The organism is Sphingopyxis granuli NBRC 100800, from assembly GCF_001591045.1.
In the GTDB taxonomy this organism is placed as follows: domain Bacteria; phylum Pseudomonadota; class Alphaproteobacteria; order Sphingomonadales; family Sphingomonadaceae; genus Sphingopyxis; species Sphingopyxis granuli.
On record NZ_BCUA01000059.1, the window covers coordinates 1 to 17500 of the forward strand.

18 protein-coding genes (1 of these 18 cut by a window edge) are annotated in these 17500 nt (G+C 68.0%); 11 read left to right on the forward strand and 7 right to left on the reverse strand.

What is annotated here, in order from left to right:
- Positions 1 to 113: 113 nt before the first annotated feature.
- Together SGR02S_RS13465 and queF are read right to left on the reverse strand one after the other, a co-directional pair.
- Complete coding sequence (locus SGR02S_RS13465) at positions 114 to 524, reverse strand: acyl-CoA thioesterase (RefSeq protein WP_067110736.1); 411 nt, start codon at positions 522 to 524, stop codon at positions 114 to 116.
- Positions 525 to 593: 69 nt separating this feature from the next.
- Positions 594 to 1064 carry a preQ(1) synthase gene (queF, locus tag SGR02S_RS13470; protein WP_067110738.1) on the reverse strand — a complete coding sequence of 157 codons (471 nt, stop codon included), beginning with the start codon at positions 1062 to 1064 and terminating at the stop codon, positions 594 to 596.
- 180 nt (positions 1065 to 1244) lie between these two features.
- On the opposite strand from queF, the gene SGR02S_RS20110 reads away from it, so the two are divergent.
- The 4 genes from SGR02S_RS20110 (at position 1245) to SGR02S_RS13495 (ending at position 5964) form a co-directional block, all read left to right on the forward strand.
- Entirely contained in the window at positions 1245 to 2609 is a 1365-nt protein-coding gene (locus SGR02S_RS20110) for a hypothetical protein (protein ID WP_156483083.1), read from the forward strand.
- 177 nt (positions 2610 to 2786) lie between these two features.
- On the forward strand, positions 2787 to 3629 hold the full coding sequence (gene sseA / locus SGR02S_RS13485; protein WP_067110746.1) for a 3-mercaptopyruvate sulfurtransferase: 843 nt from the start codon (positions 2787 to 2789) through the stop codon (positions 3627 to 3629).
- Positions 3630 to 3841: 212 nt separating this feature from the next.
- A complete protein-coding gene (metC, locus tag SGR02S_RS13490; protein ID WP_067110749.1) occupies positions 3842 to 5047 on the forward strand; it encodes a cystathionine beta-lyase in 1206 nt (401 codons plus the stop codon).
- Complete coding sequence (locus tag SGR02S_RS13495) at positions 5044 to 5964, forward strand: mechanosensitive ion channel family protein (protein WP_067110752.1); 921 nt, start codon at positions 5044 to 5046, stop codon at positions 5962 to 5964. Before metC ends, SGR02S_RS13495 begins: the two co-directional genes overlap by 4 nt.
- Before the next feature lie 20 nt (positions 5965 to 5984).
- Here the strand turns inward: SGR02S_RS13495 and ppa are convergent, their stop codons facing one another.
- Both ppa and SGR02S_RS13505 read right to left on the reverse strand, forming a co-directional pair.
- Positions 5985 to 6521: an inorganic diphosphatase gene (gene ppa / locus SGR02S_RS13500; RefSeq protein ID WP_067110754.1), complete on the reverse strand. Its 537-nt coding sequence runs from the start codon at positions 6519 to 6521 to the stop codon at positions 5985 to 5987.
- 105 nt (positions 6522 to 6626) lie between these two features.
- Positions 6627 to 8564 (reverse strand): M61 family metallopeptidase, encoded by a 1938-nt coding sequence (locus SGR02S_RS13505; protein WP_067110781.1) that lies wholly within the window; start codon positions 8562 to 8564, stop codon positions 6627 to 6629.
- Between the two features lie 94 nt (positions 8565 to 8658).
- Here SGR02S_RS13505 and hisS point away from each other — a divergent pair, with 94 nt between their 5' ends.
- The 6 genes from hisS to SGR02S_RS13535 all read left to right on the forward strand — a co-directional run bounded on the left by hisS (position 8659) and on the right by SGR02S_RS13535 (position 16026).
- Positions 8659 to 9912, forward strand: a complete 1254-nt coding sequence (gene hisS / locus SGR02S_RS13510) for a histidine--tRNA ligase (protein ID WP_067110757.1) — start codon at positions 8659 to 8661, stop codon at positions 9910 to 9912.
- Positions 9912 to 10979: a peptide chain release factor 1 gene (prfA, locus tag SGR02S_RS13515; protein ID WP_067110760.1), complete on the forward strand. Its 1068-nt coding sequence runs from the start codon at positions 9912 to 9914 to the stop codon at positions 10977 to 10979. The genes hisS and prfA overlap by 1 nt, the downstream gene beginning before the upstream one ends.
- 117 nt (positions 10980 to 11096) lie before the next feature.
- A complete protein-coding gene (prmC, locus tag SGR02S_RS13520; RefSeq protein WP_067110762.1) occupies positions 11097 to 11924 on the forward strand; it encodes a peptide chain release factor N(5)-glutamine methyltransferase in 828 nt (275 codons plus the stop codon).
- 257 nt (positions 11925 to 12181) lie between these two features.
- Entirely contained in the window at positions 12182 to 12973 is a 792-nt protein-coding gene (locus SGR02S_RS13525) for a DUF4167 domain-containing protein (RefSeq protein ID WP_255211479.1), read from the forward strand.
- Positions 12974 to 13048: 75 nt separating this feature from the next.
- Positions 13049 to 14467, forward strand: coding sequence for a DUF4139 domain-containing protein (locus SGR02S_RS13530; RefSeq protein WP_067110767.1), 1419 nt, complete (start codon positions 13049 to 13051; stop codon positions 14465 to 14467).
- An 11-nt stretch (positions 14468 to 14478) separates the two neighbouring features.
- A complete protein-coding gene (locus tag SGR02S_RS13535; protein ID WP_067110783.1) occupies positions 14479 to 16026 on the forward strand; it encodes a DUF4139 domain-containing protein in 1548 nt (515 codons plus the stop codon).
- A 3-nt stretch (positions 16027 to 16029) separates the two neighbouring features.
- Here SGR02S_RS13535 and SGR02S_RS13540 read toward each other — a convergent pair whose 3' ends face one another.
- Both SGR02S_RS13540 and SGR02S_RS13545 read right to left on the reverse strand, forming a co-directional pair.
- Positions 16030 to 16407 carry an acyl-CoA thioesterase gene (locus SGR02S_RS13540; protein WP_067110769.1) on the reverse strand — a complete coding sequence of 126 codons (378 nt, stop codon included), beginning with the start codon at positions 16405 to 16407 and terminating at the stop codon, positions 16030 to 16032.
- Positions 16397 to 16705 carry a hypothetical protein gene (locus SGR02S_RS13545; protein ID WP_067110772.1) on the reverse strand — a complete coding sequence of 103 codons (309 nt, stop codon included), beginning with the start codon at positions 16703 to 16705 and terminating at the stop codon, positions 16397 to 16399. The genes SGR02S_RS13540 and SGR02S_RS13545 overlap by 11 nt, the downstream gene beginning before the upstream one ends.
- 127 nt (positions 16706 to 16832) lie before the next feature.
- Here SGR02S_RS13545 and SGR02S_RS13550 point away from each other — a divergent pair, with 127 nt between their 5' ends.
- On the forward strand, positions 16833 to 17258 hold the full coding sequence (locus SGR02S_RS13550) for a CBS domain-containing protein (RefSeq protein WP_067110775.1): 426 nt from the start codon (positions 16833 to 16835) through the stop codon (positions 17256 to 17258).
- Positions 17259 to 17273: 15 nt separating this feature from the next.
- Here SGR02S_RS13550 and SGR02S_RS13555 read toward each other — a convergent pair whose 3' ends face one another.
- Positions 17274 to 17500: the final stretch of a lipopolysaccharide biosynthesis protein gene (locus tag SGR02S_RS13555; RefSeq protein WP_082737352.1), read on the reverse strand. 1297 nt of this gene lie beyond the right edge of the window; the window shows 227 of its 1524 coding nt (coding positions 1298–1524); its start codon lies beyond the right edge, outside the window — the gene reads right to left on this strand; its stop codon occupies positions 17274 to 17276.

Sequence of the window (17500 nt, forward strand, 5' to 3'; positions counted from 1 at the left end):
CCAACTTGTTTCAGGGCCCATGGCAGGACCTGTCCTTTGATGCTGCGTCGAAGGAGAGGCTTGGGCCATGGATGCTGAAACGAGTTCAGCATGACGGAGGTTGGAAGGGCAGCTTAGCTTTTTTCGCCCGGGAAGAAGCGCGCCACCACCTCGCTCGCCAGCCGTGCCGGACGGAGCGTTTCGGCGTCGATGCAGCACCAACTCGACTTGACTTCGGCCAGCACTTCCTCGCCGCGCCGGATGACCGTTTCGTAGAAGGCACGCGCGCCCTGCACTTTTTCGAGGATTACCGTCGCGATCACCTGGTCGTCGAGGAAGGCGGGGCGGCGATAGGTGATCTCGTGCTTCAGCGCGACCCACAGATGCTGCGACACCGCCTCGGGCGGCGCGATCTTGCGCCAGTGGGCAAGCACCGCTTCCTGCACCCAGCTCAGATAATGGGCATTGTTGACGTGCCCCATGAAGTCGATGGCGTCGGGGCCGACGGTGATGTCGTGGTCGTGGGGGCGGGCGGTGGCGGTCATGCGCTGACAATAATGTAAGGGTCGTGCGACGGGAAGATGAAATCCCACCTTTTTTGTTGAAATATCGGATCAGCCGCGCCCGCGATAGGGGGCGACGCCCTGATCGGGGAGCCACAGCCCCTCGGGCGGCGGGCCGGATTGCCAGAAGACGTCGATCGGGATGCCGCCGCGCGGATACCAATAGCCGCCGATGCGCAGCCAGCGCGGGCGCATCTCGTCGAACAGGCGACGCCCGATGCCGACGGTGCAATCCTCGTGGAAGCCGGCATGGTTGCGGAAGCTGGCGAGGAACAGCTTGAGGCTCTTCGATTCGACGATCGTCTCGCCCGGCGCATAGTCGATGACCAGGTGCGCGAAATCGGGCTGGCCGGTGACCGGGCAGAGCGAGGTGAATTCGGGCGCCGCGAAGCGCACCAGATAGAGTTCGCCGCTGCGCGGATTGGGGACGTAGTCGAGTACCGCCGCCTCCGGCGCGGCGGGCAGTTGGCTGGGCTGGCCGAGATGTTTGGGGGCGAGCGGGGGATGGCTGGAATCGGTCATGGCTTTCGTCTAGAGCCTCATCGCCCCGCGCGGAAGCGCTTTGCGGACCGCCGGCCCCATCGGCTCGCGATCGACCGGGCCGCATCGAGGGGCAGGGAACGATATTCGGGTGTCACGGACGGTTTGGCGATGACGGGCAGCAGGTTGGATCGGCGACGCAAGGCAGCAGCGCTGCCGTTGATGGCGCTCGCCCTGGGGCTGGGCGGGCCCGCCCCGGTCGCGGCACAGCAGGCCGAGACGCCCGATCCCGCGCCGTCGCCGACTCCGTCGTCACCTGCTCCATCGGGGCCGTCGGTCGATTTCCGTCTGCCGCCTGCCGACGATGGCCGCGCGGCCGGGGTGCAGGGGCCGTCAAACAACGGCCTGCCGCCGATCGCCCCCGGCGAGCGCGTCACGCCTGCGCCCACGCCGACGCCGACGCCGCGTCCCGCGCCGCCTCGGGTGGCGCCGACGCTGCCAGCGAACGGCGGCGCGGCCGCGCCCGAAACCCCGCGCCGCACCACGTCCGCCGAGCCGCGCGCGGCCGAGGCAGCGCCGCGCGCCGCGTCGCCTGCACCGACCGGCAGCGAGACTCCCGTGCCGGTGCCCGTCGCGCCGACCGGCGACGCATCGCCATTGCCCGTCGGGCCGGAACCGACGGCATCCACGCCCGCCGCGGAGATGCCCAGTCCGGCGGCCGATGATGCGGCGCCGCCTGCGTCCCCTTCCGGTTCCGCGCCGGACACGCCGCTCTGGGCGTGGCTGCTGGCGGCACTGGCCGCGCTGGTCGCCGGTATCTGGTATTGGCGCCGCCGTCCGCTTCCCGAGGGCGCTGCGCCTTTCGAGGCGCCGGAAACCCCGGCGCCGCCGCCGGCCGCTCCACAGCCCCCGGCTCCCTTGCCGACACCGTCGCCGGCACCCGCGCCTTCGCCGCCCGTTCCGGCGACGCCCGACGTGGCTGCTCCTCCGGCCCCCGCCGCGCCGCCCGCGCCTCTCCAGCCGGGCGCCCCGCGCCCGCCGTCGCCGCTCGTCACCCGGCCCACGGCCGAACGACGGCCGGTGATCGGCATGACGCTGGAAATCCACTCGATTCGTGCCGCGCCCGACCAGATCCTGTTCGGCTTTTCGCTGAACCTGACGAACCAGGGATCGGTCGATGCCGTCGGGCTGATGGTTCGCATCGCGCTTAACCAGGGATCGGCGATGACCGAGCCGGTGCTCGCGCGCTTCTTCGATGGCGCCGGCGGCAGCGTGCTGCGCGACGACATGGCGCTGGCGCCGGGCGCGGGCGAACGGCTCGACGGCGAGGTCGTGCTGCCGCGCGCGACGATCGAGCCGCTGCCGATGGCGGGCAAGCCGATGCTCGTCCCGGTGGCCGCCTTCGACGTCACCTATCATTGGGACGGGGCGGGCGACGGCTTCGGCCAGGTCGCGGGCAGCTTCGTGATCGGCCGCGAGACGGGGCCGAAGGAAAGCGATCGTCTGGCGCCGCTTCCGCTCGACCGCGCGACCTATGTCGTCAGCCAGCCGGGTGCCCGCGCGACGGCGATGCGGCGGAGCCTGTAGATATCATTTTTGTTGCGGCGCAGCATCGTCTGGGGCAGAGCGGCAGCGCGCTTGAAAAAGGGCAAGCGGGGGCATAGGCTGGCGACTTCCCCGGAAAGACAAGAGCCATAGCAGGATGGCCGGCGGGCGGGGCAGGACAATGCAGGTTCCACCGTCGGGTCGTAACAGGAGCATGACATGGACGCCTTGGTGTCAACCGACTGGCTGGAACGCGAACTGGGGGCATCGGACCTGCGGGTCGTCGATGCGACGAAATTCATGGTGGGGACCGACCGCGACGCGCGCGCGGAATATGAGGCGGGTCACATCCCCGGCGCGGTCTTCATGGACCTGACCGAGCTGGCCGATTCGCACAGCGATGTCGAGAATATGGCGCCGCCGCCCGAGAAGTTCGCGAGCCGGATGCAGTCGCTCGGCCTCGGCGACGGCAGCCGCATCGTGCTTTATGACGACAGCCCGCTGAAAAGCGCGGCGCGCGCCTGGTGGCTGCTCAAGCTGTTCGGCGCGCACGATGTCGCGCTGCTCGACGGCGGGCTCGCCAAGTGGAAGGCCGAAGGACGCCCGCTCGAAATGGGCAAGCAGACGCTGCGTCATCGCCACTTCACCGTGTGGCGCGATGCGAAGGCGGTGCGCAGCAAGGACCAGATGCTCGCGAACGTCGACAGCGGTGCCGAACAGGTCGTCGACGCGCGCCCCGCGGCGCGCTTCACCGGCGAAGAGCGCGACCCGCGCCCCGGCATGGCGCCGGGCCACATCCCGGGCTCGCGTAGTCTGCCGCACAGCCAGCTTTTCAACGCCGACGGCACCTGGAAGCAGGGCGACGAACTGAAGGCGGCCTTCGACGCCGCGGGAATCGATCTCGACAAGCCGCTCGTCACGACCTGCGGCAGCGGCATGACCGCGACCGTCGTCGCCTTCGGCGCGCACCTGCTCGGCAAGGAGGATGTCGCGGTCTATGACGGAAGCTGGACCGAATGGGGCGCCGACCCGGCAACCCCGAAGGCGACCGGCGCCGCCTGAGGCGGCGGTGCGAAGCGCGGACGGTGTTTAACCTTCCGCGCGCAGCACCCTTTTTGACTCACACGAAGACACGAAGAGGGCCGTTCACGCGCTAATAGTGCGCGCATGAACGGCCCTCTTCGTGTCTTCGTGTGAGATTTTGAGGCCCCGCTGCGCGAGCGGGAAGGTGCCGGCCACTGGATTTTGCGCCGCGCTCCGCTAACAAGGCGAGGATGAGCAAGAGCGACGATGACAGCCTCCGCCCCGCGACGAAACTGGTGCAGGGCGGGCGGCGGCCCGAATGGACCGGCGACCCGCGGCTCGGCGGCGGGGTCGTCAATCCGCCGGTCTGGCGCGCCTCGACGATCCTCTACGATTCGGTCGCCGACCTCAAGGCGCGGGGTCATGCGACGCACGACAAGCTCTATTACGGCCGGCGGGGGACGCCGACCGTCTGGGCGCTCGCCGACGCGCTGACCGACCTCGAGCGGGGGGCCGAGGGAACCTTGCTCTACCCGTCGGGCGTCGCGGCGATCACCGCCGGGCTGCTCGCGTTGCTGGCGCCGGGCGATCACCTGCTGATGGTCGACAGCGCCTATGAACCGACGCGGCTGTTCTGTGACGATATGCTGAAGCGCTATGGCGTGCGCACGACCTATTATGATCCGCTGATCGGCAAGGACATCGCCGCGCTGATCGAACCCGCGACGAAGCTGATCTTCCTCGAATCGCCCGGCAGCCTGACCTTCGAGGTGCAGGACGTGCCCGCGATCACGGCCGTCGCGCGCGAGCGCGGCGTCGTGACGATGCTCGACAACACTTGGGCGACGCCGCTGCTGTTCCCGGCGCTGGCGCACGGCGTCGACGTGACGATGATGAGCCTCACCAAATATGTCGGTGGCCATTCGGATGCGATGATGGGTTCGCTCACCGCGACGCCCGCGCTGTGGCCGCGGCTGCGCAAGGCGACTTACCAGCTCGGCCATTCGGTTTCGCCCGATGATTGCGCCCTGATGCTGCGCGGTCTGCGGACGCTCGACGTGCGGCTGGCGCGGCATGCGGAGAACGGCCTCGCCGTCGCGCGCTGGCTGGCCGAGCGGCCGGAAGTCGGGCGAGTGCTCCACCCCGCGCTGCCCGGCGATCCGGGCCATGCGCTGTGGGCGCGCGACTTTTCGGGAACGAGCGGGCTGTTCGGCTTCACGCTGGCGGGTGCCGATGACGCGGCGCGCGCGCGCTTCGTCGATGCGCTGGCGCGCTTCGGGATCGGCTTCAGCTGGGGCGGCTACGAAAGCCTGGTCGTGCCGAGCGATCCGGCGGGCATTCGCACCGCGACGACGTGGGCCGACCGTAATGCGCTGGTGCGCCTGTCGATCGGACTCGAGGACCCGGCCGACCTGATCGCCGACCTCGAACGCGGCCTTGCGGCGCTCGCGGCATGAGCGTCGCGGCGAGCGCCCGACACGGCGTCGCGGAGTTGATCGCGGCGATGAAGGCGATCGGGCTCGATATCGGCGACTATCGCCTGTCGCTCTATTCGCTGTTCGCGGCGCTGGTCGTCGCGGTGCTGCTCTATGTCGCGGTGCGCGTCGTGCTGCGCGCGATCAAGTGGGTCCTGCGCCGCAACCGGCAGATCGACGACACGCAGCGAATCTTGGCCGAAAAGCTGATCGCGATCGCGCTGTTCACGCTGGCGCTGCTGTTCGGGGTCGATCTGCTCGGCATCGACCTGACCGCGCTGGCGGTCTTTTCGGGGGCGGCGGGGCTGGCGATCGGCTTCGGCCTGCAGAAGACCGTCGGCAACCTGATCGCCGGGATCATCCTGCTGATGGACCGTTCGATCAAGCCGGGCGACGTGATCGTGGTGGGGGATGCCGCCTCGATGGGCGTCGCGACGCTCGGCGGCGTGCCCAATGTCGGCTATGTCGCGAAGATCGGGGTGCGTGCGGTCAGCGTCGTGACCCGCGACGGCAAGAAGCACCTGATCCCGAACGAGCTGCTGATGACGCAGGCGGTCGAGAACTGGAGCTATTCGAGCCGCGACGTGCGCGTGCGGATGCGGGTTCCGGTTCCCTATGACTGCGACCTGCGGCTGGCGCAACGGCTGATGGTCGAAGCGGCGCGGACCAATCCGCGCATCCTGTCCGATCCCGAACCGGTGGTGTGGATCATCGGCTTTGGCGAACGCGCGGTCGAGCACGAGCTGCGCTATTGGATATCGGATCCCGAGGCGGGGCTGGGCAATATCCAGGGCAGCGTGTTCCTCGACATATGGGACCGGTTCGGCGAAGCGGGAATCCGCATCCCCTATCCGCGCCAGGACATCCGCTTCGTTTCGGATGGCGACGCGCCGGAATAGGGCGCGTAGCCCGCTGCGGCTCAGACGCCGGCCTGCCTGGCGCGCTCGATCCCCTCGACGATGATCCGCTTGGCTTCGTCGACGTCGCCCCAGCCGTTGAGCTTGGCCCATTTGCCGGGTTCGAGATCCTTGTAGTGGGTGAAGAAATGCTCGATCTGCTGCATGACGATCGGCGGCATCGAGCGATAGCTCGCCACTTCGGCATAATAGGGAAAGGTCGCGTTGATCGGGACGCACAGCAGCTTTTCGTCGCCGCCCTTGTCGTCTTCCATCAAAAGCACGCCGATCGGGCGGCACTTGACCACCGCGCCGGCGATGACCGAGGTGCGCGCGACGACGAGCGCGTCGAGCGGATCGCCGTCCTCGCCCAGCGTGTGCGGGATGAAACCGTAGTTGGCGGGATAGCGCATCGGTGTGTGCAGGAAGCGGTCGACGAACAGCGCGCCCGACGCCTTGTCGAATTCATATTTCACCGGCTCGCCGCCGATCGGCACCTCGATCAGCACATTCAGGCTGTCGGGCGGATTGTCGCCGGCCGGGATCAGGTCGATACGCATGGGAGAGAATATCCTTCGGTCTTTTTTGAAATGGCGCGCGCCTTTAGCGCCTGACGGCGCGCAAAGTCGAGGGGGAGCTTACTCCTCCCGCAAGCGGGAGGGAAATCAGAGCGCGCGTTTCGCCGCGAGCAGCCGGTCGAACCAGTCCGGCCCGCTGCCGGTCTTTTCGAGGTGTGGCCAGCGCAGGCCGCCATGATAGGCGATCTCGATCGTGCGATAACGGCCGCCGCGCTCGACCAGCAGGCGCACCGGAGTCCTGCCGTCGGCGGCGGCGCGGACCGCGGCCTCGATCCGCTCGCGGCTGTAGCCGAGGCCGTCGACCGCGAGAATCTTCGTGCCGTTGACGATGTCAGCGCGAAAGGCCGGGCCGTCCCACAGGATGCCGGTGGCAACGCCGTCCTTGTCGATCACCAGGCCGAGCGAGTGGGTGAGGTCGGCGGTCTTGGCGCGCGCCATCCGCGCCCGGTCATAGGCGTTGGGGGCGTCGCGCCAGACGAGCCGGTATCCCGCCTTCTCGATGCCGCCGGTCGGCGCTGGCTGGCCGGGGGTCTGGAGGCGGGTGCGCAGAAACTCGCTCCAGTCATAGGGGTGGATGGTGTTCAGCGCCGCGACGACGTCGCCGAAATCATAGGTGACCTCGCCCCAGTCTCCGCCGCGGCCGCCAAAGAAGGCCTTTGCGAAATCGTCGAGGCTCTTCGTATCGTTCGTCGCCTGCCGGATGATCATGTCGGCTTCCAGCCAGACGAGCGAGCCTTCGTTGTAATAATCCTCGGTCCGCGTCGCGCTGGGGAAGGGGCGCGGCTTGCGGCCGGCGATCACCGGGTCGAGCGTCGTGTCCTCGACCGATCGCCACGCCCGGCCGGCCTGCGCGGCAAAGAAGGCGGCGTTGGTCGCCCATTCGCCAAGCACCGTATCCTTGCTCTGCATGCCCGAACGGCCGGCGAGTACGAGGTCCCAGAAGCTCGTCTGGCCCTCATAGACCCACAGCAGATTGCCCTGCATCGGGGTCCGGAAATCGGGCGTCCACAGCTTGGCGGGGCGGCGGTATTTGCCGTTCCAGCTGTGGGTGAATTCGTGCGGCAACAGCCCGCGCTCCGAATCATTGTCGTCCCAGCGGGTGAAATAGTCGGTGGCGCGGCTGTTCTCGCTGCTGCGATGATGTTCGAGGCCGATGCCGCCGAGCTCGTCGGTGAGCGCGAGGAGGAATTCGTAGCGGTCGAAATGCTTCGTCCCGAACAGCGCCACCGTCTCGGCGACCAGCGCCGCGTGGCGCGCGATCTGGTCGGGGGTCGCCTCCAGATATTTGGCCTCGTCGGCGACGACGTTCAGCGTGACATTCTGCCCGAGGTCCCATTTGCGGAAGAACTTGCCGGCGAACATCGGGCTGTCGACCAGCGTCTCGTAGCTGGTGGGGGCATAGCTGTAGCGGTTGCCCGAAACCTTCAGCCCGTCGAGCGCCGCGGCACCGGTCCAGCCCTCGGGCAGTATCACCTCGAGCTGCACCGGGATGTTGCGCGTGAAATAGCCGGCCGGGTAGAGGCTGACCTGTTCCCACTGGAGGTTCATCATCGCGGGCGTGACGACGATGCGGCCCTCGCTCGGCCGCGTCGGCGACAGGAAGTCGAAGGCGACGTCGATGCTCTTGGTGCCCGCCGGTATGTCGATGTCGAAGGCATAGACGTCGGTCGGCTGGCGCACCCAGGTCAGCGGCGTCCCGCCGGCGCTGGGCCGGAACCCCGCGATCTCCGCGATCGCGCCGCGCGGCGCATGCTTGCCGGGCAGCCATTGCGGATAGAGGAGGGTCAGCTTGCCGCTCTTCGCGACCGGAATCGTCTGGCGGACGCGGAAGATTCCGCGCGCGACGTCGGTCGCATCGACGCGAAGCTGCAGCGTCCCCGGATAGGCCTTGTCGGCGGGCAGCGGCACGACATGCGGCTGGACGACCGGCTGCGGGCGGCTGTTGGCCTCCTCGGCGGCGGAGGAGGAGGCGAGGGCGAAGGGAGCGGCCAGCAGGGCCGCTGCGACGAACGGTGCCATTTTCATGGTCAGCCTGTTGCCGGGAAAAGCGGCGAAGGTCCAGCGCGGGGTCTGCGAGGACCCTTTGCGTTTCGACGAAAAGCCATTAGACGCCGCGGCCATGAGCAAGGACCGCGCGAAGAAAATCCCGACGCCGCAGCCGGTGCGCGGCACCCAGGACATGCTCGGCGATTTCGCCGACCGTTTCCAGCATGTCGTCGATACCTTCGACCGCGTGCGCCGCCTCTATGGCTTCAAGCGCGTCGAGGTGCCGGTGATCGAACCGACCGCGGTGTTCGCGCGCAGCCTGGGTGAGACGACCGACGTCGTGTCGAAGGAAATGTATTCTTTCGAGGATCGCGGCGGCGAATCGATCACGCTGCGCCCCGAATTCACCGCCGGAATCGCGCGCGCCTATATCTCCAATGGCTGGCAGCAGTTCGCGCCGCTGAAGGTCGCAACGCATGGTCCGCTGTTCCGCTACGAGCGGCCGCAGAAGGGCCGCTATCGGCAGTTCCACCAGCTCGATGCCGAAGTGCTCGGCAGCGACAGCCCGCTCGCCGACGCCGAACTGCTCGTCCTCGCCGACCAGCTGCTGAAGGAACTGGGGATCGCCGAGGGGGTGACGCTGACGCTCAACACGCTCGGCGACGCGGAAAGCCGCGAGGCGTGGCGTGCGGCGCTGGTCGAGCATTTCACCGTCCATCGCGGCGAGCTGTCCGAGGACAGCCTCGCGCGGCTAGACAAGAATCCGCTGCGCATCCTCGACAGCAAGGACCCGCGCGACCGGCCCATTGCCGACAGCGCGCCCGACATCGACGCCTTTCTGACCGGGGCGGCGCAGGATTTCTTCGGCGCGGTGACCGCGGGGCTCGACGCCGCCGGGGTGGCGTGGGAGCGCAACGCGCGGCTGGTGCGCGGGCTCGACTATTATCGCCACACCGCGTTCGAATTCGTCACCGACCGGCTTGGTGCGCAGGGCACGGTGCTGGGCGGCGGACGCTATGACGGATTGATCGAGGCGCTCGGCGGGCCGCCGACCGCGGCGGTCGGCTGGGCGGCGGGTATTGAGCGACTGGCGATGCTGCTCGCGGATAATGCCGTCGACACGCGGCTCGACGCGGTGATCGCGGTCGAGGACGATGCGATGTTCGATCTCGCGATGCGCGGACTTCGCCTTCTGCGCGACAATCGGGTGTCGGCGGACATCGTCGCGACGGGTTCGCCGCGCAAGCGTTTCGACAAGGCCGCGAAGATCGGCGCCCGCGCGCTGATTTCGATCAGCCTGCGCGACGGCGCTCCCTTCACCAACGCCAAGACCGATGGCAGCGAGGCCGCCGCCCGCGCCGAAGCGCTGTTTCGTTCGATCGGGTGATGGCGAACGTTTCGGCCAGACAGATCGACGCGATCATCGAGCGCCATGCCGCGCTCCAGGCCCGCATGGCGACGGGCGACATGACGCCCGCCGATTTCGTCGCGGCTTCAAAGGAGTTCGCGGAGCTGGAGCCCGTCGCGGCGGCGGCGCGCGAAGTGGTGCGGCTGCGCGGCGAGCTGGCGGCGCTGGATGAAATGCTATCCGACGCCGAGATGAAGGCGATGGCCGAGGAGGAGATCGCCGCGGTCAAGGAGGCGCTGCCCGCTGCCGAGCACGACCTCGCAGTCAGGCTGCTGCCGAAGGACGTCGCCGACGAGCGCGCGGCGATGCTCGAAATCCGCGCGGGGACAGGCGGCGACGAGGCGGCGCTGTTCGCGGGGGACCTGCTCCGCATGTACGGCCGCTACGCCGACGCGCAGGGCTGGAAGGTCGAGATCATCTCGGCGAACGAGGCCGAGGTCGGCGGCTACAAGGAGGTCGTCGCGTCGGTGACGGGGCAGGGGGTGTTCGCGAAGCTCAAGTTCGAGAGCGGCGTCCACCGCGTCCAGCGCGTTCCCGTCACCGAAAGCGGCGGGCGCATCCATACCAGCGCCGCGACCGTCGCGGTGCTGCCGGAGGCCGAAGAGGTCGACGTCGCGATCGACGAGAAGGATCTGAAGGTCGACATCTATCGCTCCTCCGGCGCCGGCGGGCAGCACGTCAACACGACCGATTCGGCGATCCGCATCACCCATATCCCGACCGGCCTCGTCGTGATCCAGCAGGACCAGCGCAGCCAGCACAAGAATCGCGCGAAGGCGATGCAGGTGCTGCGCGCGCGGCTCTATGACCTCGAACGTGCGCGTGCGCACAGCGCCGAGGCGTCGGCGCGCAAGTCAATGGTCGGGTCGGGCGACCGGTCCGAACGCATCCGCACTTATAATTTCCCGCAGGGGCGCGTGACCGACCACCGCATCAACCTGACGCTCCACCGCCTGCCCGAGATACTGGAGGGGCAGATGGACGAACTGATCGATGCGCTGATCGCCGAGGATCAGGCGCAGCGGCTGGCGGGGCTGGGTGATTAGCCTCGGAGCACCCCGCCTGATCCGAACCCGTTCGCATCGGGCGAAGTCGAGATGCCCCTCGGCTCGATATCGTCTCGATGAGTGTCCCGACTTCGCTCGACACGAACGGAATTCGGCGTGAGTGAGGTCGGGCTGGCTCTCCGCGCCGCTGCGACCCGCCTCGCCGCCGTGTCCGAAACCCCGCGCCTCGATGCCGAACTGCTGATGGCGCATGCGCTGGGGGTGGAGCGCGCGGCGCTGCTGCTCGATCCCTCCCGCTACGCCGTGCCGGAGGCGTTCGCGATGCTCGTCGAGCGGCGGTTGGCGCACGAACCCGTCGCCTATATCGTCGGCTATCGCGATTTCTGGACGATCCGGCTCGCGGTGGGTCCCGGTGCGCTGATCCCGCGTCCGGACAGCGAGACGCTGATCGAGGCGGCGCTCGATCATTTCGGTGCACGGTCGCCGCATCATGTCCTCGACCTCGGCACCGGGCCGGGGACGCTGCTGCTGGCGGCGCTCGCCGAATGGCCAGCGGCGACCGGACTGGGGATCGACGCGAGCGAGGCCGTGCTGACCTTGGCGCGCACCAATGCGGAGGCTCTCGGCCTCGCGGACCGCGCCGCCTTCCGCGTCGGCGACTGGATGACGGGCGTGGCGGGATCGTTCGACCTCATCCTGTGCAACCCCCCCTATATCGCCGACGGCGAGGCGCTGATGCCCGACGTCGTCCGATACGAACCCGCGAGCGCGCTGTTCGCGGGGGTGGACGGGCTCGACGATTATCGCCGGATCATTCCGATGCTGCCGGACTATCTCGCCCCCGGCGGCGCGGCGGTGCTTGAAATCGGGTCCACACAGCATATGTTGGTGGCAGAGCTGGCCGAAGCGGCGGGATTTGCCGTACGGTGCCGCCGGGATTTGGGTGGTCGCGACCGGGCGCTTTTGCTGACCCGCGTCGGATAGCGTCCCCATACAAGAATTTTCTTGGTTTCCGCCGCAAAGCGCTGTAGGGGGCGGCTCACAGGCCCGACCGGGGTCCCTTCATCGGGCCGGCTGGTCTGCTTCCCACTTGCGATGCCGGTGCGGGACCATGGGTCCGGCGCGGGCGACAGAGGGCTAGAACCGCGCAGCGAGCGCGGGTGCGGCACGCCGATTTGGTGCCGCCGGCCAAAAGGGGTTGGCATAGCTTATTAGCTTTCGACAGGATGTCTCAGTTGAACATGAACAACCGGCAGAGCGGTCGCCGTCGCGGCCGCAACAACAACAGCAACAACCGGTCGCAGTCGGGCGGGCGCGGGGGCGTCGACCAGGCCAACCGGATCGACAGCCGGGCGCGCGGTAATGCCGTCCAGATGATCGAGAAATACAAGAATCTCGCGCGCGACGCGCAGCTTTCGGGCGACCGGGTGCAGACCGAATATTATCTGCAGTTCGCCGACCATTATTTCCGTGTCCACAGCGATTTCCGCGCCCGCCAGGAGGAAAGGGCGGCGCAGAGCGGTCAGGAGCGCAGCCCCGACCGCCATCGCGAAGTACGCGGGGTCGAGGATTTCGACGGCCATGACGAGAGCGATCTCGACAGCGACGGCGAGCGGACCGAAACCGAGCAGGACGGCGAAACGCGCGGCAACCGCGACCGCCGCGACGACGAGGATGGGCGCGGCAATCGCCAGCCGCGCGCCCGCGGCCGTCGCGAGCGCGATCAGGATCGCAGCGAAGCCGGTACCGAAACGAAGGAAGGGGGCAGCGCCGAGCGCGAGACGCCCGAGGATGCGCCCCCCGCACCGCGCACCGCCCGCCGCGGCCCGCGCCGCACGCGCGAGCGTGAGGAGGATGCGCGCGAAACAGCGGGAATCGACAGCGCCGCACTGCCACCCGCGATCGGACGCAGCGAACGCAACGCCGATGTTCCCGCCGCCGGGGATGGCGCCGAAGAGGCACCGGCGCCCAAGCCGCGGCGCACGCGCCGGACGCTTGCCACGCGCGACACCGGGGTCGAAGCGGCGGAATAAGTCCTCGATTCGACGCTGGTTTTTGCCATCGACATGCCATAGCCTCCCCCGAACCACCGTTCGGGGGAGTTTTTCATGCAAGCCATGGCAAGCCTTTGCTTTCTGACACTGGCGCTGGGCGCCGCTTCCGCCGCGGCGCAGGACCCGGCCGCCGGCAACGCGCAGGGCGACCTGTCGGTCACTATCTATAATGGCGGCCAGTCGCTGGTGCAGGATATCCGGCAGATATCCTTCCCCGCCGGCCGGACGCGCCAGGAATTTCCCGACGTGTCGGCGCAGATCCGGCCGCAGACGGTGTCGTTCAGCGCCGCGGGCACCGCGATCGTCGAACAGAATTTCGATTATGACCTGCTGTCGCCCAACGCGCTGATGCAGAAGGCGGTCGGCGAGACGGTGACGCTGCTGCGCATCAATCCCGCGACCGGTGCTGAGACGCGCGAGCGCGCGAAGGTGCTCGCGGTCAACGGCGGCGTGGTGCTCGAGATCGGGTCACGCATCGAGATATTGCGCGACGATGGGCTGCCGGTGCGGGTGATCTTCGACAAGATTCCGCCGAACCTGCGCGCCAAGCCGACGCTGTCGATCACGGTGGAGAGCAAGAGCACCGGAACGCGGCCGGCGACGCTGTCCTATCTGACCGGCGGGCTCGGCTGGGCGGCCGACTATGTGTCGCTCTACGACGAGAAGGCGGGGACGATCGACGTCCAGGGCTGGGTCACGCTGACCAACACCACCGGCACCACCTTCGACCGGGCGCGCACCCTGCTCGTCGCGGGCACGCCGTCGGCGGGTAATGCGGCGAGCAGTGGCGGCGTCTATCGTCCGCGGCCCGTGGCGCCGGGCGAATTGCGCCGCGCGGGCACCGAGACCGCGCCGCGCGAACAGCTGGGCGACTATTATCTCTATCCGCTGGCCGAGCGCACGACGATCGCCAACGCGCAGACGAAGCAGGTCAGCTTCCTCGACGTGGCGAAGGTGCCGGCGCAGAAGATCTACGAATATACAGTGGCTGGCTTCAACAATATGACCGAGCCGCAGAGCGCGGCGAGCGTGATCAAGTTCAGTTCGAGCGCGCAAGGCGGGTTGGGCGACGCGCTGCCCGCCGGGACGGTGCGTTTCTACCAGCGCGACATGCGCGGCGACCCGCAGTTCATCGGCGAAAGCCGGATCGGCCATACGCCGATGGGCAGCGAACTCGGCCTCAAGACCGGCGACGCCTTCGACGTCAAGGTGAAGGCGACCGTCGTATCGCGCGAACGACGGTCGCCGTCGATCTGGCGCTCGTCGATGTCCTATCTGCTCACCAATGCGCGGCCGCAGCCGGTGACGATCGACCTCGTCCAGCGTGGGCTAGACTGGTATTGGGACGACACGCGCATCATCACCGAAAGCCGGAAGAGCGAACGACTCGACAGCGACGGGACGCGATGGCGCGTGACGGTTCCTGCCAATGGCGAGACGACGATCACCGCCACCTTCGAAACGCGCTATTGATCCGCGCCGCGATGCGCCGGTCGCTTGCTTTGCTACTGCTTCTGTCCGCATCGCCCGCGGCGGCGCAGAGCGTCGTGACTTCGACCGCCCCCGATTTGGTTTCGATCAGCGCGTTCCGCGATCCCGGACGCGGCGAAGGCGGCGAGATCGACCTCGACAGCCTCGCAGGCTTCGCGCTGATCTCCGAACAGCGCACGATCGACCTGCCGGCGGGCGAATCGCTGCTGCGCTTCGAGGGCGTGGCCGAAGGGATGGTCGCGGTATCGGCGATCGTCACAGGCCTGCCCGGCGGGGTGGTGCAGAAGAATCGCGACGCGGCGCTGCTGTCGCCCGTTAGCCTGCTCGACGGATCGCTCGGCAATCGCGTCCACCTCCGCCGCACCGATCGCGCGACGGGCAAGGTCACCGAAGAGAATGCCTTCATCCGCTCGGGTCCCGACGGCGCCGTCGTGCTGCGAACCGCCGCCGGCTATGAGGCGCTGCGCTGTTCGGGCCTTCCCGAAATGCTCCTTTACGACAGGGTGCCGAAGGGGCTGACCGCAAAGCCGACGCTGTCAGTGACGACGCGCGGTCCGGCCGCACAGCGGGTGACGGTGTCGCTCACCTATTTATCGACGGGCTTCGACTGGGCGAGCAATTATGTCGCGCGCGTCGCGGGCGACGGGAAGACGCTCGATCTCTTCGCCTGGTTGACCGTCGCCAACAGCAATGGCGAGAGCTTTGCCGATGCCAATCTGTCGGCGCTCGCGGGGACGCTGAATATCGAGCAGGATTTCGATGAGCTGGTCGAGGCGCCGCCGCAGCCGCAGCTTCGCCTGTCCTGCTTCCCGACCGGCAGCGGGCGCAACGGCATCCGGCCACCGCCCCCTCCACCGCCGGCGCCCGCCGCAATGGCGGGTTACGATATCGTAGTCACCGCGCAGCGGCGCGAGGCAAGCCTGATGGATTCGCCGATGGCGATCGCTGTCGCCGGCACCGCCAGCCTGGAGGATCTGGGCGATCTCAAGCTCTATCGCGTGCCGATGCGCGTGACAGTTGCGGCCAATGCGCAAAAGCAGGTCGCTTTGCTGGCGAAGAACAAGGTGCCTTTCCGTACCATCCATCGCCTACGGACCTGTCCGACCTGCGAACCGAAAAACGAAGGTACCCAGATCGTGCTGCGGATGGAGAACAAGGAGGCGGGCAAGCTCGGCGTGCCCTTGCCGAGCGGACAGGTCGCGGTGTTCGAATCGGCGCTCGGCGAGGAACTGCTCGCGGGCGAGGGCGCGATGCGCGACCATGCGGTTGGCGAGACGGTCAACCTCGTCATCGGCGAAAGTCGCCAGGTCCTCGTCACCGCCGACAATCATCATGCGCCGGGCAAGCAAGGCGAAGATTATCGCGTGACCGTGACCAACGCGAACCCCTTTGCGGTCGTCCTCGAACTCGGGTTCGCCATCGACGACATGAAAGCGGTCGATTCGCGGCTCCGCAAACTGCCGCGCAAGGACGGTCTGCCCACCTGGATCGTCACCGTGCCGGCCAACGACAGCCGGACGCTCGATTATCGCGCTAAATAAGGTCTAGACCGGTGGCAGCGGGCGCGGGCGGTGATCCGCGTCGAGTGCGACGAAAGTGAAAAGCCCCTCGGTCACCTTGACCTCGCGCTGGTCGCGGCCGCGGGTCGCGATTACCTCGATCCGGATGCCCATCGACGTGCGGCCGCGCCGCTCGAGGTGCGCATAGACGGAGATGAGGTCGCGAAGCAGGATCGGCGCGATGAATTCCATCGCCTCGATCGCGACGGTCGCGGTCGGCCCCTGCGCGATGCGCGCCGCGACGATGCCACCCGCGATGTCCATCTGCGACAGCACCCAGCCGCCGAAGATATGGCCGTTGCTGTTGATGTCGGACGGTTGGGGCACGACCCGCAGGATCGGGTCGCGCGGGCTATCGGTCATTCTTCATGTCCGGGTCGTCGGCGAAGGGATCGTCGATCGCTTCGTCGTGCCCGCTGCCGCTCGACAGAAAGACCAGCCCCATCAGCGCCGCGCCGAGCATCACCGACAGGCCGACGCCGGCGGCGGTCGCGATCATCATGTGAATCGTCAGCGCGTCGCCCATCGTATAGCGCAGCCAGCCGAGCGCGCCGACGACGGCGACCAGCGAGACGATCGCCATGCCGCGCATCAGCCGGCGATAGCGCGCCCAGGCGACTTTCGACGTGTCGCCATCGTCGAGGGGCGAATGTTTGACCATGCCCCCCCATGAACCAACCGCGCGCCGAGGCCAAGCCCGAATGACGGCATGCGGGCCTCTGGCGTTTCGGCTTTGGCGCGAATCATGATAGGCTTTGCCGCGACGATATATGGTGGGAGCGGCAGGAATGACGATTGGAGCCATCCTCTACGGGCGTACGGGCGCGGTGATTTCGGCGCGGCAGGACGACAGCGTGCGCGCGGTGATCGACCTGCTGGCGCAGCATCGCATCGGCGCGGTTCCGGTGCTCGACGGCGACATGATCGTCGGCATTTTTTCCGAGCGCGACCTGGTGCGGCTGATTTCCTCCTACGGCCCCGATGCGCTCGACCGCAAGATCGACGATGTGATGACCAAGTCGCCGGTGACGTGCGATTCGGGCATGGCGGTAATCGGCGCGCTGTCACAGATGACGCAGAAGCGGATTCGGCACCTGCCAGTGGTCGACGAAGGGCGACTCGTGGGATTCGTGTCGATCGGCGATCTCGTCAAATATCGCATCGACAAGATCGAGGCCGAGGCGGCCGCGATGCGCGACTATATCGCGTCCTGATCGCCGCGGCGGCGGTCACGGCGACTCGGGCGCCGACCGCCGCAACGCAACCCTTTGCACCTCGGCGAGCGCCTCGCGCGCGAACAACCACAGCAGCCCGCCATAGAGCAGCACGCCCAGCGCGACGAGCAGCGCGAGCCGGACCGGCGCGGCAAGCGCGAACGGCGCGAGCGCTTCGCCGGCGAGGGCGACTCCGACCGCCATCAGCAGCGCGGGGGCGAGGCCGGGCAGCATCGCACGCG